Below are 16260 nucleotides of genomic sequence, written 5' to 3'. Positions count from 1 at the left end.
CGCAACCCCCAGTAGGAACGTGCTTGCGATGCTGTCGCGACACGAGAGTCGAAGCCATCGTCCGAAAGGGGTGAGATTCTCTAGAGCAGGCCGACCTTGCGCGCGTTCTCGACGGCGGAGGAGCGGTCGCCGGCACCGAGTTTCTGGTAAATGGAGCGCAGGTGGGTTTTGACCGTGTTGGGGCTCACACTGTGCTTGCGGGCGATGTCGATGACACTCTGGTGCAGGGGCAGCTCGCGCAGCAGGTCGTGCTCGCGCGGGGTGAGAAGCACCGGGGTGAGCGTGATCGCCGGGGCGGGGGGCAGCACCCGCCGGGCGGCCTCCACGACCGATGCAGCGAAACCTTCGCTCGCGCCGAACGCGCCGAGTCGTTCTTCGACGAGGCGAGCGGCTTCTCCTCCTGCGGCGAGGAACGGCCGCCTGGCGTTCATCCGTTCGGCCAGCGCGAGGGCGTTGCCCAGCCACGACAGCGTCTGCTCCTCCCGGCCGGACTCCGCCGCCCATCCGGCCAGCAGGGTCCAGCCGAAGACCAGACTGCTGCCGTGCCAGGCCAACGGATGTCCGACGAGTGCGGCCAGCAGCGTCTCCTCCTCCGCCTCCTGCAGGGCGCTCCCGGCCCGGATCTGGGCGTTCGCCAGCTGCACCTCGAACGCCGCCTCGCCGAGCACTCCACTCAGTGTGCCGACGGCCTCGCGCGCACTCGCCCTCCCCCGATACCGCAGGGTGAGGTCGATGTACCGGAAGGCGCCGGCGGCGAGAGTGCGGGGATGCTTCGTCAGGCTGATGCCGAGCAGCCGCTCCATCTCGTCGTAGAGGGGGCGCGGGTTTGGTTCGCTGTCGAGCTGGAACAGCACCTGCAGCACCCGAGGAGGCAGCGAGAGCCCCGGGTCGAGGGAACGCCACTCGGTCTGCACGATGTCGGTGAGCCGGGCGGCACTATACGGTTCGCAAGCCTGGTACGCGGCTGAGGCGACGGAGAACTGGGAGTGGGCGGAGACGAGATCGTGTGGCGTCGCCCCCTCGCGCGTGTGCGCGGCGACACGGTTCTCGAGCGAGAGCTGCAAGGCCCACGCACCCTGCTGCGCGGCGGCGTTGGCGGCGATGTCGAGCAGCATCATCGTCAGCCAGGGCCGCCCCGTGGCGTCGGCGCTCCCGGCTGCGCTGACCGCGACCTGTACGCACTCACCCGGTTCGCCGAGTCGCAGCAGGCCGAGCGCCCGCGCCGCCTCGGCGAAAATTCTCGCGTCGAGAGTATTGACCGCGCTCGCCGAGTCGTCGGGCGACGAACCGGCCTCGGCGACGGTGTCGGCGAGCTGCTGCATCCGTTCGCGGATCTCGGGCTCGGTGTGGGCGCGCATGACGAGCACGGCCAGGTAGAGCACACGGGAGGTCGCCGTGTTGCTCTCGATCGCCTCCCCAGCCAGGCGCACGAAATGGTCGATCCGCACGGAGTCGAGCAGGTACGGGGCGTTGAGCAGCACGGCCAGCATTCCGGTGGTGTGGGTGAGGATGCCGCGGTCCTCGAGCATCGCCAGCGCCTGGTGCACGGTCGGGGTGTCACCGCTGAAGACGAGCCCGAGCCCGTGCAGCCGCAGCAACCGATGCACGAGCTCGACCGATTCGGCGCGCACGGCCTGCTCGAGCCCGAGCCGGAACTCCCCGTTCTCGACGAACCACCCTGCGGCGGTCTCGTGCAGTTCCAGCACCCGCGCCGCGTCGCGGCGGCGGAGTTCGGCGACGAGATGCTCGCGCAGCAGATCGATGTAGTCGTAGTGCGGGCCGTCGGCAGCCCCCGGCCTCCGTCGCAGCAGCGAGGTCGCGACGCAGAGACGTTCGAGCACCGTGCCGATGTCGGGCATCCCCGTGAGCTCGACGGCGAGCGGGATGCTGACCTCGTCCACGACCGCGAGCGCGAGCAGCGCACTTTGGGTTCCGGTCGGAAGCGATTCCAGCAGCGCCCCGACGAGGTAGTCGGCGAGCAGGCCGGAGTCCCGGGTGAATCGGGCGACCTCGGCACTCGGGTCGGCCGCATCGGCGACGACGTGCCGGAACAGGGCGAGTGAGAACGCCCACCCCTGCGTGTGGCCGACCAGGTCGCCGAGGTCGGCCGGATCGAGCGCGACGCCGGCCAGGCGCAGAAGGTCGTCGACCTCCCGGAAGGTCAGGGCGAGGTCGGAGGATCCGAGAAGGGTGAGGCGCCGGCCGGCGGCGACGACGTTCGCACTGAGCGGCTGCGAACGACCGCACAGGATGAGCGTCTCGTGCCGACCCAGCGACACCGCCAATCGTTCCAGCGTCTCCCGATCGGCGTGCGACTCGAGGAGATGCACATCGTCCACCACGATCGCCAACGGTCCCGACTGCGAGCCCGGGGCTCCCCCGGCATCGCGGTGGAACGCGCGATCGAGCGCTGCGGCGAACGAACGGTGCGAATCCTCGGGATCGGAGGCCGAGACGCTGACGACGGGATACGATCGTCGCGCACCCGCACTCCACTGTTCGAGGAGGGTCGTCTTCCCCCACCCGGCCCCGGCCGTGACGGTCACCACCGCACCGCCGCGGGCCGCGACGTCATCGAGGACATGCCGGAGCCGGCGCCGGTCCACGAGGTCGGTGTGGGACCGGGGAAGGTCGTACTCGCTTCCGGCCAGCTCGTCCTCACAACCGTCATCACTGCGTAGAACACCTGCTTTCGGTGAGGATATACCGGCCTGCGCGGGGACGTCTCACCCGGTACGGGTGACACGACCGGGCGCCCGGTATTTACATGGGATTCGGCCCTACCCCCAAAAAGTGGGGTCGACGGGAGACAGCGGGTGGGGCCGCCCTGACGGACGGCCCCACCCTGTTGTTCTTCTGCTCGACTACGCCATCAGGCCCGCGAAGCGCGCCGGCGCCCGAAGAGCACGACCGCGGCGAGGCCGGCCAGGAGCGCAAGCACCGCGAGACCGAACGCCGGGGCCAGATCGGAGCCCGTGTTGGCGAGCCCCTGCTGGAACAGTCCGTCGCCCGTACCGGCCGCAGACGATCCGGTGCCCCCGGTGCCCCCGGTGCCGCCAGTTCCGCCGGTGCCGCCACCGGTGCCGCCACCGGTTCCGGGGCCGGTGGCCGCGGCGACCGTGATCGACGTCCAGCCGAGCACCGCGCCGCTCGCATCGAGCACCACGATGCGATGGGCGCCGGCCGGAAGGTCTGCCGGGAGCGTCACGCGCAGCGTGCCGTCGGCCGGAACGTGCAGCCAGCCGCCCAGGTTCCGCGGCGTGGAGTGCACCCACACCGAGACCCACTTACCCGCGAGGTGCCTTCCGACGGTCACCGTGACCGCATCGCCCGGGTGGAAGACCTTGTCTTCCACCGAGGCAAGGCCCTCGAGCGCGCCGGTGAACGCCGACTCGTCGGCGGCGGTCGGCGGGGTGGTCGGCTCGGGGTTGCCCCCGGGCGCGGCCTCGACCCTGAGCGGAACCCGCACGGTCGTGCCCGACTCAGCGGCCCGCAGCACGAGGGTGCTCGTGCCGGCCGCATCCGCCGGGACCGTGAGCGACACGGTCGCCGTCCCGGTTGCATCCACCGGCACGTCGGCGATCGCCGCCGTGCTGCCGGGCCAGGTGAGCGCCAGCTTGGTGGTGGTCGGGGTGCCCAACGAGGTGAGGTTCAGCTTCGAGACCTGGAAGGTCAACTGCTGACCGCGGGCGAGCGTTCCGGTCGGAACACCCGAGACGGCGACTCCGCGGCGCTCGAAGCTCGGCGACAGTGGACTGTTCTTCGTGATGTAGCTGATCCACGCGTCGCGGTCGATGAGGCCGGAATCCTTCGTCTTCGTCCCTGTGCTGAAGGCGCGGAAGTTGTCTCCGCCCTGGAGGAGGAAGCTGAAGGATCCGATGCGGTACGACCGGGTCGGATCGACGGGCGCGCCGTTCACCAGGATGCTCGTGATGCGGTTCCCCTCGGGTCGCGTCGCGTCGTAGGTGTAGCTGACGTTCTTCGACAGACCGAGGTTGAGGAAGGCCCGCGACGGCACGGTGCCGTCGGCGTTGCGCTGCCACTGCTGCTCGAGAGCGGACGTGAACTGCGCGCCGGTGAGGCTCGTCGTCCAGAGGTTGTTCACGAACGGCAGCACCGCGTTGGCCTGGGCGTAGGTCACGGTGCCGTCGGCGCCCTTCAGGAGCTCGTCCCTCAGGCCGCCCGGGTTGACGACGCCGATCTCGGCTCCGCCCAGCTCGGCCGGCGACAGGGTCGACAGCAGCGAATCGGCCACGAGGTTGCCGAGAGTCGACTCGGACATCCGGTCGTCGCGGTTCGCACCGAGGAACGCCGTGGTGATGTCCGCGGTGACCGTGCCGACCGGCTGATTGCCGATGATCGCGGCATCGGCGAGCGCCTTGTCGACGATCGTCTTCACCTGGGCGACCCGCGGGTAGGCCGAGACGAGCGCCGTGTCGGCGTCGGTCGTGCGCGCGACATTGCCGGAGGTGTAGCCGGTGACCTTCTTGGTGTCGCCGTCCACCGTCAGCACGACCTGCCCGATGTTCTCGCCGTAATTGCCGGTCTGAACGACGGGTCGCGTCGTGGTGGCGTCGCCCGGAACGGGCGCATCCCACGCGTACTGCTTGTGGGTGTGGCCGGTGAAGATCGCTGCGACCTTCGGGGAGGTCTTCGTCACGATGTCGGCGAAGGCGCCGCCGGCGGCGATCTCCTTCGCCAGCGTGGCACCGTCGGGCGCGCCGGAACCGGCCCCCTCGTGGTACTCGGCGACGAGGACATCCGCTTCGCCGTTCGACGGGTCACCATCGGTCAGCTGGGCCGCGACCCGGTTGACGGCGACGACGGGGTCGCCGAACTGGAGGGCACCGATACCGCCCGGGGAGACGAGAGCCGGGGTCTCCTCGGTGACGGCGCCGATGACGCCGACCCGCACACCGTTCACGGTGAACACCGCGTACTCGGGGAGCGCCGGAGTGGTCGTGCCCTTCTTGTAGACATTGGCGCCGAGGTAGCTGAAGTCGGCCGCACCCGTCACCCGGCCGGTGAGGTCGCTGAGTCCCTTGTCGAACTCGTGGTTGCCCACCGCGCTCGTCTTCAGGCCGAGCGCGTTCAGCACCTCGATGGTGGGGAGGTCGCCCGCCGTCGCCGAGGCGAACAGCGAGGCGCCGATGTTGTCGCCGTCGGAGAGGAACAGCGTGTTGTCCTCACCGGCCGCGGCCCGCAGCTTCTCGACGGTGCCGGCGAACTTCACCGTGTTGCTGTCGATGCGACCGTGGAAGTCGTTGATGTTCAGCAGGTTGACGGTGGTGGGCGCCGAGCCGAGGTGGAGACCGACGACGATCGGGTCGTGGTCGCTGGAACGGTACGGTCCCGCGGCGTAGAAGTTCGTCGCGTTGTAGTTGTAGCGGCTGTACTCGTAGGCGATCGACTCGCCCGAGTTGATGTTCCACACATCGGCGCCCGCGATCGCCGCGTTGGCTGCCGGGGAGGCGAGAACGTGGTCGAGCGAGCCGACGGTGCCGCCGAACGCATACGTGTACTTGGTCGTGCGACTGGTCACCTGGTCGACGTAGCCGGCGTCGGTGAGCACCTTGATCGGGTCTTCTTTCAGGTATGAGTTGAAGTCACCGATCAGCAGCACCTTGTCGAGGCCGAGCGACGCCTTCAGAGAGTCGGCGAAGGAGACGAGCGCGTTGGCCTGCGCGACCCGGGAGGCGTTGGATGCGCCCTGCCCGTCGCCCTGGTCGGCGTCGGCCCCCGTGCCGGAGCCTTTCGACTTGAAGTGGTTCACGATGGCGATGAACGCGGCCGAGTCGGCCACACCGACCTTCTTGAACGCCTGCGCCAGCGGTTGGCGGGCGTTGTCGAACGCGGTGTTTCCGACGAGGATGCGCGCTGCACCGACCGGTGCCGCGTTCGCCTTCTTGTAGATGAAGGCGGTGCGGATGACGTCTTCCGAGGCGGGAAGGCTCGCCGGTGACGGCACGAACGCCCACACCGCGGTACCGGCTGCCGTGTTGAGGGCCGCGACCAGCTTCGAGAGCGCATCGTCGCGGTTCTTGCCGAACCGGGCCGAGTTCTCGATCTCTTCGAGCGAGACGACGTCGGCGGTGAGGCCGTTGATCGCCGCGACGATCTTGTCTTGCTGGCGCTTCAGGTTGGCGGCGTCGGCGGCGCCGCGGGCGTCGCATCCGGTGTTCACCGTGATGTTGTTGCCGTCACGGTCTTTGTAGTATGTGCATCCGCTCAGCTGGTCGCCCGTTGTCGGGAAGTAGTTGAGCACATTGAATGTGGCGAGCCGAAGGTCGCCGCCGACATTGGCCGGGGCGGCGGGACGGGTCTGGGCGAAGGTCGCCGGCTGCACCGTCGCGGCGTTCGCCGCGGTGAGCTCGGTGGTCGGCTGGAACTTCCACGCGTCGTTCCGGTAGTCGAGGATGACCGGACGCGTGAACGTCACGGCGGCGCCGACCCGGATCGAGGAGGTCGGTGTGAGGTACGGCAGCGGCTTCGACTTGTTGGCGGCGCTCAGGAAGTTGGTCGAGGCGCCGTCGTCGAGGATGACGGCGCGAGCGGCGTTGGCGGCGAGGGCGGCCGTGTACTCCGGCGTTCCGGGGCGGGCGGTCTCAGTGGCCTGCACGAGCGGCTTCGATCCGCTCGCGAGCCCGATCTCGCCGTACTGGTTGGTCGAGTACGTGTCGGTGACGGTGAACGCGCCCTGCGGGGCGATCAGCATGCCTTCGAGGCTTTCGCGCTGTGCATCCGTGGCGGGAAGGGCCACAGCAGCGGGGGTGGGGGCGGTGACGGTCTTCGCGTCGAGCTTGACCACATCGGCGGTCTTCGCGGGGGTCAGCTCGGTGAGGCCGTTGAACTCGCTGACCGCGCCCGTGACCTGCACGTAGTCGCCGGCTGTGACGGCCGCGGCGACACTGCTGCCGTAGATGTAGAGCGCGTCGGATGCGGTGTGCGTCGCCAGGTCGATGTCGCCGCCGGTGTTCGGGGTCTGGATGTAGAAGCCGTTGAAGCCGCCGGTCGCGTAGACCGCGGTCACGATTCCGCTCGTGGTGACGGTGGTGCCCGCCTTGGGGCTGGTGTCGGTGGCGCCCTGGATCTCGGAGATGGGGATGCTGTCGGCGGGTGGGCTGGGGTCACCACCGGTGCCCGGGTCGGTCGGTGTTCCGGGGTCGGTGCCCGGGTCGGTGGGGTCGGTCGTTCCGGCCGCGCCCTGCGGGGTGATCGTGGGGCTGAGCGCGAAGTCGGTGTGGTTGTCGTCGGTGTCGCTGAAGTCGGTGCGCGTGATGGACTTCACGTCAGCGTTGCTCAGCGGCGCGGTCGCGACGGCGGTCTCGAACGTGTTCGAGGTGCCGTAGCCGAGCAGGTCGACGATGCCGGCCGCGGTCTCCAAGCCGGTGACCGATCCGACCGGTGCAGTGACGGCCGAGGCCGTGGAGGCCAGCAGCAGCGTCCCTGTGGTTCCGCTCGGGTTCAGACCGGCGGCGACGAGGTCGGCGGTGGGAAGCGCGGCCCCGTTGGCACCGTTCGAGCCGCCCTGCACGAGGTAGTAGCCGTGGGCGGCGATGGTTCCCGTGAGTGCGATGACCGTGCTGGAGGCACCGGTCTGCGTTGCCGGACGGTACTGGAGCGACCAGCCCGACAGCGGCACGGCCGCGTCGCCCGGGTTGTACAGCTCCACGAACTTGTTCTTGTATGCGGCTCCGGCGCTTCCACCGGAGAGATACGCCTCATTGATGACGACGCCGGTGGCATCGGCACTCGCCTGCGCGGGGAGCGCGGCGATGGGGCCGGCGGCGAGGCCGGCACCCACGATGGCGGCGGTGGCGACGTGCCACGCTCTGCCCATTCGTTTCAACATGGTTCTCCTCATTCTTCGGACGGATGTGTCCTCGGCCACCGTAGAAAGGGCACGGAGCCGACAGTTTGAGGCCGGGTGAACGGGGGTAGAACAGTCGGGCAGGCGGCCCGCTCTTTTGAGCATCTACGTCTGGCGGTCCGGCACCGGATGCTGCCAGGGTGAAGACATGACCGAACTCCTCGTCGTGATCGTCGTCGGCTTCGTGGTGATCGCCGCCGCGACCGTGTTCGGGCCCCGACTCGGCATCGCCGCTCCCCTCGTGCTCGTCGCGATCGGGGTTGCGGCGAGCTTTCTGCCGATGTTCGGCTCGATCGAGATCGAACCGGAGTGGATCCTGGAGGGCATCCTGCCGCCCTTGCTCTACTCCTCGGCCGTCTCGATGCCGACCATGAACTTCCGCCGCGAGTTCGGGGCGATCAGCGGGCTGTCGGTGCTCCTCGTCGTCGGCAGTGCGCTGCTGCTCGGCGTGTTCTTCATGCTCGTCATCCCCGAGCTCGGGTTCGCGTGGGGCGTCGCCCTCGGCGCGATCGTCAGTCCGACCGACGCCGTGGCGACGTCGATCATCAAACGCACCTCGGTCTCCCGGCGGGTCGTCGCGATCCTCGACGGCGAGAGCCTGCTGAACGACGCGACCGCGCTTGTGCTGCTGCGCACCGCGATCGTCGCGGCCGCCGCATCGTTCTCGTTCTGGGGTGCGCTCGGAACCTTCGGCTACTCCGTGATCGTCGCGATCGCGATCGGCCTGGCCGTCGGCTGGGCCAACCTCGCCGTGCGCAAACGTGTGACCGACTCGACCGTCAACACGGTGATCTCATTCACCGTGCCGTTTCTCGCCTCCGTTCCGGCCACCCTGCTCGGCGGGTCCGGGCTCGTCGCCGCCGTGGTCGCCGGCCTCGTCACGGGGGTTCGTGCGCCGCGCATGCTCTCGCCCCAGAACCGTCTGTCCGATTCGCAGAACTGGCGCACGATCGAACTCGTTCTCGAGGGCGTCGTGTTCCTGACGATGGGCATCCAGATCAAGACGATCGTGCTCAACGTCGAGCAGGATCATGCGGGCGTCTGGCCCGCGTTGCTCGTCGCCGTCGGCGCCCTCGTGCTGACCGTGCTGGTGCGCGCGGCCTACGTGGCCCCGCTGCTCCGCTTCCTCTCCAGCCGCGCGAAGCTGCGTCAACGGATGCAGCCCCGCATGCAGAGCATGCACGAGAAGATGAGCACCCCGGAGGGCAAACAGGAGACGCTCGAAAAGGCCACCGCGCGCGGTCGGCGCACCTCGGAACGCGATCTCGACCGGTTCGCGACGAGGATCACACGCCTCATCGCCGACGCCGAATACTTCCTCCGCGCACCGCTCGGTTGGCGCGAGGGAACCGCTGTCGTCTGGGCCGGGATGCGCGGTGCCGTCACCGTGGCCGCCGCTCAGACCCTGCCGACCGAGACGCCGCAGCGCTCGGTGCTCGTGCTCATCGCGTTCGCCGTCGCCGCCCTGTCACTCTTGGTGCAGGGCGGAACCATCGGGCCGCTGCTGCGCGCCATCGCGCCGGAGGTCGACGAGGCGGCCGCCAAAGAGCAGACCAACTCCGAGGTGAAACGCATCTTCGAGCTGCTGAAGGCGAGCGCCGAGACGGTTCCGGAACCCCCGCAGCCCGAGGGTCAGCCGAACCTGGAGACGTTCGCCGTCGCCAAGCAGCACCGGCTCGCGGTCATCGAAGCACAGCGTGCGGCGCTGCTGGATGCGCGCGACAACGGCACCTTCGACGCCGATGTGCTCGCCAGCGCGCTGGCCACCCTCGATGCCACCCAGATCGACATCGAGATGCGCGGCATGCTCGTCGAGTGAAACGCGAACGGATCAGCCGATCGTGGCCTCGGGAGCCGTGAGCCCATCGACGGTCCCTGCACGGCCGACGCGGCCGCGGATGAAGATCAGCGCGATGATCGCGAACACGATGGTCAGGATGTTGGCCGGCCCGGCCAGCGCGAGGAACACGTTCTGGGTGGTGCCGGCCTGGTCGATCCCGCCTGTCGACAGGAACAGGGAGGGGTCGGTGAAACCGTGGATCAGGATCGGCCAGATCAGGCTGCCGGTCACCCGCAACACGAGGTACATCAGGATGCCGAAGCAGAAGGTGTACCCGACGGTCGTCGCGACGGTGAGGATGCTCATGCCGGAGAGCAGATTGGTCGCGTGCATCAGCGCGAAGAGCGCGGACGAGATGACGGCGACCCCCCACTCGCGCATGCCGGAGTCGCGCAGGAGCTTGACCGCGATCCCGCGGGAGATCACTTCTTCAGTGAACCCGACGAACAGACCGGTCACCATGGTGAGGACGACGACGCCGGGAGTGTATGCGGCATAGTCGATCCCGAACAGCCGCAGCACGATCGCGATCACCGGGATGGCGACAGCGATCCACATCCACCAGCGCCCCCGAATCGGCTGCCGCTCGAAGAGCGGAGCGAACCATCCGAGTGAGGCCACGAAGACGGCGAGCACGATCGCACCGATGACCAAGGGGAACGTCAGTGCGAAGAACACGCTGCCCGGGGTGGCGAAGATGTTCTTGGTGTCGACGAGCGAGCCGCCGATCAGCCCGCTCAGCTGGCCGGCGCCGAGGTACAGGGCCAGGTAGACGACGACGACGAGGAGCGCCTTCCACCAGGTTCCGTGGTCCCAGAAGGCCCTCCATCGCGAAGGTCGGTTGTGATCGGGCATGTCGGTCTCCCATTCGATCCGGTTGATCGGCGGACCGAGGCGGCCGAAGGGGCCGTCGATTCCGGTCAGGACAACGATACGGGAGGTCAGGCCGGGTCGACAGGAAGGAGCAGTTCGACTCGCAGGCCGCCGGCGGGCCGGCCGGTCACGACAAGGCTGCCGTGGTGGGCGTCGGCGACACTCTTCACCAGGGCGAGTCCGAGCCCGTGTCCGCGGGGAACGCCCGGTCCGGTCGTGCGGCCGTATCCGCGGACGAAGGGCTCCACGAGGGACTCGACGATGGCCGGGCCGATCGTCGGCCCGCTGTTGGTGACGACGAACCGGGCGCCACCCGGCACGGTAGCTGTCGACAGTTCGATCGTGCCGCCCTCGACGTTGTGACGCACCGCGTTCTGCACCAGGTTGCGCACCGCCTGACGCACGAGGGCACTGTTGCCTCGGAGCGCGACCGGAGACAGTCCGTCGGTCACGGTCAGCTCGGAGTGGGCGACGGCGGTTGCCTCCTCGGCGAGCGCCGAGCGCACCAGCTCGTCGAGCTCGATCTCATCCCGGCACTCGGGGGCCCGCCCGGCCTCCGCCAGGTCGAGCAGCGATTCGACGGTCTCGATGTTGCGCTTATTGGTCGCGTAGACCCGCTCGGCGACCGTGCGCAGCGTCGGCAGATCGAGATCGGGGTCAGACAGCGCGACATCGAGCAGGGTCTGTGTAGTGGCGATGGGCGTGCGCAGTTCGTGCGAGGCGTTCGCGGAGAACCGTTGATGCTCCTTGAACGAGCGCTCAAGCCGGGCGAGCATGTCGTCGATCGTGTCGGAGAGGTCTCGGATCTCGTCCCGCGGCCCGGTGGCCGCCACCCGCTGTTCGAGGTCGCCGGCGGCGGCCAGCTGGGCGACCGCGTTGATGGCCTTCAGGGGTTTCAGCACGCGACCGGAGACCACCCAGCCGATCGTCGCCCCGACCAGGCCGAGCACGACGAAGGCGGCGATCGACACGAAGAGAAGCAGGTTCAGCAGCTCATTGGTGCTACTCACGACGGGTGCCGACGACGACAGGGAGGTGCCTTCCAGATTCTTCTGGAGGGTGATCGAATGTGTGCCCGCCGATGCTGCCGGCGAGACGACTCCGGCCATCGTCGCGCTCGTGAGGTCGTAGGTGGGAACGAAGCGCATGAACACGTAGACGACGCCGAGCATGAGCCCGCCCGTGCCCCCGAGCAGGGCAGCGTAGGTCAGGGCGAGGCGTGCGCGGATGGTGAAGTGCCGTCTGCTGCGGAGGGCCACGGCATCCTGGCCCGCGGTCACCGCGACGCCTCGAAGCGGTAGCCGCTGCCGGGAACGGTGTGGATCACCCACGGTTCGCCGAGCCGCTTCCGCAGGTTCGAGATGGTGACCCTGATCGTGTTGGTGAACGGGTCGGCGTTGGCGTCCCAGGCCTTCTCGAGCAGGCTCTCGCTGCTGACCACGCCGCCCTCGGCCTGCATCAGCACGTCGAGCACCGCGAATTCTTTGCGGCTGAGCCGCACGAGCCTGCCGTTGCGATACACCTCGCGGCGGAACGGGTCGAGGGCGACACCGGCAGCCTCGATGACGGGCGGCCGGGAGGCGGCGGGCCGTCGCTCCAGCGCGCGCAGCCGCGCCACGAGTTCGGGGAAGTCGAACGGCTTCGACAGGTAGTCGTCGGCGCCCAGTTCGAACCCGCTGACTTTGTCGTCGAGCGTGCGGGCCGCCGTCAGCATGAGCACCCGGCACTCCGGCTTGTTCGCCGTCACCCAGGCGCACACATCGTCGCCGTGCACCCCGGGGATGTCCCGGTCGAGGATGACGACGTCGTAGTCGTTCACGCTCAGGAACTCCAGGGCGGTCCCGCCGTCGTTCACCAGGTCGACCGCGATCGTCTCGCGGCGCAAACCCGTCTGCACGGCCTCGCCCAGGTACACCTCGTCTTCGACGATGAGCGCGCGCATCCATCTCTCCTCACTGCTCATCCGGTGCCCGGTCGGCGCCGAGCCGAACCGACGCCGACCGGGCTTCCCCCCGGGATGAAGCCAAGCATGCAGCTTGTCACCAGAACGTAAAGGTTTTCCTGAACGTCCTCATAACGGCCGTGCCGGTGGACTCGTCTCAGCGGGCCCCGGCTCGCTCCGATCGAAAGGACGACGTCATGTCTCTGCTCAGAACGCGGCGGGCCAAGGCCGCCGCCACCCTCTTCGCCATCCCCGCTCTGCTCTTCGCGTTCACGGCCTGCGCGGCGAATCCCGGCTCCGGCTCGGGTTCGGGCTCGGGCGACGGGGGTCGGTCGTCGGCCTCCGGTCAGGGCGAGCGGGAGTCCTGGCAGTTGAAGTTCAACCAGTGCATGCGCGACAACGGCGTCGACCTTCCCGACCCCGGCGGCGCGAACGCGCCCGGAATCTCGCTCGACGCGGGAAATCAGGATGCGATGACCGCCGCCTTGACGACCTGCGAGAAGAAAATCGGCACCCCTCCACCGTTCAGTCCGGACGAGCAGAAGAAGATGCAGGCCGACGCGCAGAAGGCGATGCTGAAGATCGCCAAGTGCTACCGCGACAGCGGCTTCGACGTTCCCGACCCCCGGCCGGGCGAGGGCGTCGCTGTGCCGACCGGCGCACCCGACGACGTGGTCCAGAAGTGCGGCGGCGGCTTGTCCGTCACGACACCGGCCCAGTGATCATGCCGGAAGCAGACGACACGGTCGACGTGCCGGCACGCCCGAAGCACCGCGGACGCTGGATCGCCGCCGTGGTGATCGTCGCGCTGCTCGTCGCCGGAGGCGGGGCGGCCGCCGCGTACGCGTTCTCCGCCACCGACCGCCCGACCGCGAGGAGTCCGATCAGACCGGCCACGGCGCCCATCGAGCGCGGAACGCTCACCGGGAGCAGCAAGGCGAGCGGCTCGCTCGCCTTCGCCGACCCGCACGACATCGCCTCGGGCTCGGCGGGGGTGGTGACAGCGCTCCCGCAGCCCGGCACGACTATCACAGCAGGCACGTCCCTCTTCGCAGTCGACAACGTTCCGGTGTACCTGTTCCACGGCGGGCTGCCCGCCTGGCGCGGGTTCTCCTCCGGCATGGACGACGGACCGGATGTGAAACAGCTCCAACAGAATCTGAAGGCGCTCGGCTACTTCACCGGCGAACCGGACGGCTCCTTCGGCCAGCGGACCCTGAGCGCGATCAAGGCGTGGCAGAAGGCGACGGGACAGGAGCAGACCGGCAGCGTCGACCTGGGAAGGATCGTCTTCCAGCGCGGGGATGTGCGTGTCTCCGGGCTGAAGGTCGCGATCGGGGACAACGCATCGCCGGGCGCGCCGATGGTGTCGGTCACCGACACCGTGAAGCAGGTCTCGGTGGGTCTGCGCCTCTCCGACCAGCAGCTCGCCAAGACCGGCGGCAGGGTCACGATCGACCTGCCCGGCGGCAAGCAGACCGCCGGCACCGTCACCTCCGTGGGCACGCCCCAGGAGCAGAAGGACAATACGGGCGGATCCGCGGTCAGCATCCCTGTCGTGATCATCCTCGACGACCCGGCGGCGGCGGGCGAGCTGCAGCAGGCGAGCGTCACCGTGAACTTCCCCTCCGATGTCCGGAAGAACGTGCTCTCGGTTCCCGTCGGCGCCCTCCTGGCGCTCACTGGTTCCCGGTTCGGCGTCGAGGTCGTCCAGAAGAACGGCACAACCGAACGCATTCCCGTGACGACCGGCCTGTTCGCCGGCGGCCGGGTCGAGGTCTCCGCGACCGGCCTCGCCGAGGGCCAGGAAGTCGTGGTGCCGTCACTATGAGCGAAATCGTCATGCTCCGAGATGTGGAGCGGACCTACGGGCAGCCACCGGTGCGCGCCTGCGACGGCGTGAGCCTCACGATCGAGACCGGTGAACTCGTCGCCATCGTGGGGCCGAGCGGGTCGGGCAAGTCGACCATGCTCAACCTCATCGGCACCCTCGACCGGCCGACGGCGGGCAGCGCCCTGATCGACGGCGTGGATGTGCACACCCTTTCAGATGCGGCTCTCTCGGCCCTGCGCGCCCATCGGATCGGGTTCGTCTTCCAACAGTTCCACCTCGCCGACGGGGTGACCGCCGTGGACAACGTCGCCGACGGTCTGCTCTACAGCGGTGTGCCGCGCGCCGAGCGCCGCCGTCGTGCGCGCCTCGCCCTCGACAGGGTCGGACTCTCGCACCGGTACACGCACAGGCCGCACGAGCTCTCCGGCGGCGAACGCCAGCGCGTGGCCATCGCGCGAGCCGTCATCGGCGACCCGCCGCTGCTGCTCGCCGACGAGCCGACGGGCAACCTCGACTCCGAGTCAGGCGCCGCCGTCGTCGAACTGCTGCACGAACTCAACGCGCGCGGAACGACGATCGTGCTGATCACCCACGATGTGGAGATCGCCGAACAGTTCCCGCGGCAGATCTCCGTGCGAGACGGCCGCGTCGTCTACGACTCCGCCGTTGCGACGGTGGTCTCATGACCGCGACGACAGCCGGGGCGGGGCGGATTCCGCGGCAGCGCTCGACCGTTCGCTTCGCCGACCTCCTGCGGCTCGGCACCACCGGTCTCCGGGCACGGCCGGTGCGGGCGGTGCTCTCCGCGCTGGGCATCGCCATCGGGATCGCCGCCATGCTCGCGGTGGTCGGCATCTCCGCATCCGGTCAGGCCCGGCTCAATGACCAGCTCGCGAGCCTCGGCACCAACCTCCTCACCGCCCGGGCCGGCATGTCCATGTTCGGCGAACAGACCATACTTCCGCCCGACACGGTCGGCAAGATCCGGCTGGTCGAGGGGGTCGAGAGCGCCAGCTCCATCGGCCTGCTCGTGGGCGTGAACGTGTTCCGGAGCGAGCTCGTCGACCCGTCCGCGACCGGGGGCATCCAGGTGGCCGCGGCCGACCTCGACCTCCTCCACGTCGTCGGCGGAACCGTCAGGTCGGGCGTCTGGCTGAACAAGGCCACCGGGACGTTCCCGGTCGTCGTGCTCGGCTCGACGGCGGCCTCCCGTCTCGGGGTCGTCGCGCCGGGTGCCCAAGTGTGGCTCGGCGGACGGTACTTCACCGTCGTCGGCATCCTCGACCCCGTGCCCCTCGCACCCGAACTGGACACATCGGCGCTGGTCGGCCTCCCGCTGGCGGCATCGGCCTTCGAGTTCGCCGGCAATCCGACGACGGTCTATGAACGGTCGGCGGATGCGGCGGTCGGCTCGGTGCGCCGGCTCCTTCCCGGAACGGTCAGCCCCCAATCGCCCGGCGACGTCGCCGTCTCCCGCCCCTCGGACGCCCTGGCCGCCAAGAACGCGGCCGACCAGGCCTTCACCGGTTTGCTCGTCGGGCTCGGCTCGATCGCCCTGCTCGTCGGCGGTATCGGCGTCGCGAACACGATGATCATCTCGGTCATCGAACGCAGACGCGAGATCGGGCTCCGCCGGGCGCTCGGCGCGACTCGAGGGCACATCCGGGCCCAGTTCCTCGCCGAGGCCCTCGTGCTGTCCGCGTTGGGCGGCGTGCTGGGGGCGTTCCTCGGCTCGGCGGTCACGGCCGTCATCGCGATCCTCAACGGCTGGCCGGTGGCGATCCCTCCGGCGGCGATCGGCATCGGACTGGTGTCGACGCTGGTCATCGGGGCGGCGGCCGGCCTGTATCCGGCGATGCGCGCCTCCGCCACGCCGCCCACCTCCGCTCTGAGCTCGTAGC

10 protein-coding genes are annotated in these 16260 nt (G+C 69.2%); 5 read left to right on the top strand and 5 right to left on the bottom strand.

What is annotated here, in order from left to right; genetic code table 11:
- Window positions 1-80: 80 nt before the first annotated feature.
- The gene (locus K5L49_RS20520; protein WP_223693743.1) at window positions 81-2606 is read right to left on the bottom strand and encodes a helix-turn-helix transcriptional regulator; all 2526 of its coding nucleotides are present in this window, start codon (window positions 2604-2606) and stop codon (window positions 81-83) included.
- Between the two features lie 266 nt (window positions 2607-2872).
- Window positions 2873-7852 carry an ExeM/NucH family extracellular endonuclease gene (locus tag K5L49_RS14270; RefSeq protein ID WP_223693742.1) on the bottom strand — a complete coding sequence of 1660 codons (4980 nt, stop codon included), beginning with the start codon at window positions 7850-7852 and terminating at the stop codon, window positions 2873-2875.
- A gap of 166 nt (window positions 7853-8018) precedes the next feature.
- Here K5L49_RS14270 and K5L49_RS14265 point away from each other — a divergent pair, with 166 nt between their 5' ends.
- A complete protein-coding gene (locus K5L49_RS14265) occupies window positions 8019-9689 on the top strand; it encodes a cation:proton antiporter (protein WP_223693740.1) in 1671 nt (556 codons plus the stop codon).
- A gap of 12 nt (window positions 9690-9701) precedes the next feature.
- Here K5L49_RS14265 and K5L49_RS14260 read toward each other — a convergent pair whose 3' ends face one another.
- The 3 genes from K5L49_RS14260 to K5L49_RS14250 form a co-directional block, all read right to left on the bottom strand.
- Window positions 9702-10565, bottom strand: coding sequence for a CPBP family intramembrane glutamic endopeptidase (locus tag K5L49_RS14260; RefSeq protein ID WP_223693738.1), 864 nt, complete (start codon window positions 10563-10565; stop codon window positions 9702-9704).
- A gap of 86 nt (window positions 10566-10651) precedes the next feature.
- On the bottom strand, window positions 10652-11863 hold the full coding sequence (locus K5L49_RS14255; protein WP_223693737.1) for a sensor histidine kinase: 1212 nt from the start codon (window positions 11861-11863) through the stop codon (window positions 10652-10654).
- Window positions 11860-12525 (bottom strand): response regulator transcription factor, encoded by a 666-nt coding sequence (locus K5L49_RS14250; RefSeq protein WP_223693736.1) that lies wholly within the window; start codon window positions 12523-12525, stop codon window positions 11860-11862. The genes K5L49_RS14255 and K5L49_RS14250 overlap by 4 nt, the downstream gene beginning before the upstream one ends.
- Before the next feature lie 197 nt (window positions 12526-12722).
- On the opposite strand from K5L49_RS14250, the gene K5L49_RS14245 reads away from it, so the two are divergent.
- The 4 genes from K5L49_RS14245 to K5L49_RS14230 are packed head-to-tail and all read left to right on the top strand — an operon-like array spanning window position 12723 to window position 16259.
- Window positions 12723-13247: a hypothetical protein gene (locus K5L49_RS14245; protein WP_223693734.1), complete on the top strand. Its 525-nt coding sequence runs from the start codon at window positions 12723-12725 to the stop codon at window positions 13245-13247.
- Between the two features lie 2 nt (window positions 13248-13249).
- A complete protein-coding gene (locus K5L49_RS14240) occupies window positions 13250-14356 on the top strand; it encodes an efflux RND transporter periplasmic adaptor subunit (RefSeq protein WP_223695310.1) in 1107 nt (368 codons plus the stop codon).
- Window positions 14353-15045 (top strand): ABC transporter ATP-binding protein, encoded by a 693-nt coding sequence (locus tag K5L49_RS14235; RefSeq protein WP_223693733.1) that lies wholly within the window; start codon window positions 14353-14355, stop codon window positions 15043-15045. The genes K5L49_RS14240 and K5L49_RS14235 overlap by 4 nt, the downstream gene beginning before the upstream one ends.
- Window positions 15042-16259 carry an ABC transporter permease gene (locus tag K5L49_RS14230; protein ID WP_223693731.1) on the top strand — a complete coding sequence of 406 codons (1218 nt, stop codon included), beginning with the start codon at window positions 15042-15044 and terminating at the stop codon, window positions 16257-16259. Before K5L49_RS14235 ends, K5L49_RS14230 begins: the two co-directional genes overlap by 4 nt.
- Window position 16260 lies beyond the last annotated feature (1 nt).

The sequence above is a fragment of the Leifsonia poae genome (assembly GCF_020009625.1).
Classification (GTDB): domain Bacteria; phylum Actinomycetota; class Actinomycetes; order Actinomycetales; family Microbacteriaceae; genus Leifsonia; species Leifsonia poae_A.
The sequence above is the reverse complement of the archived record's forward strand: the minus strand, read 5'-3'. Positions and strand labels throughout refer to the sequence as shown.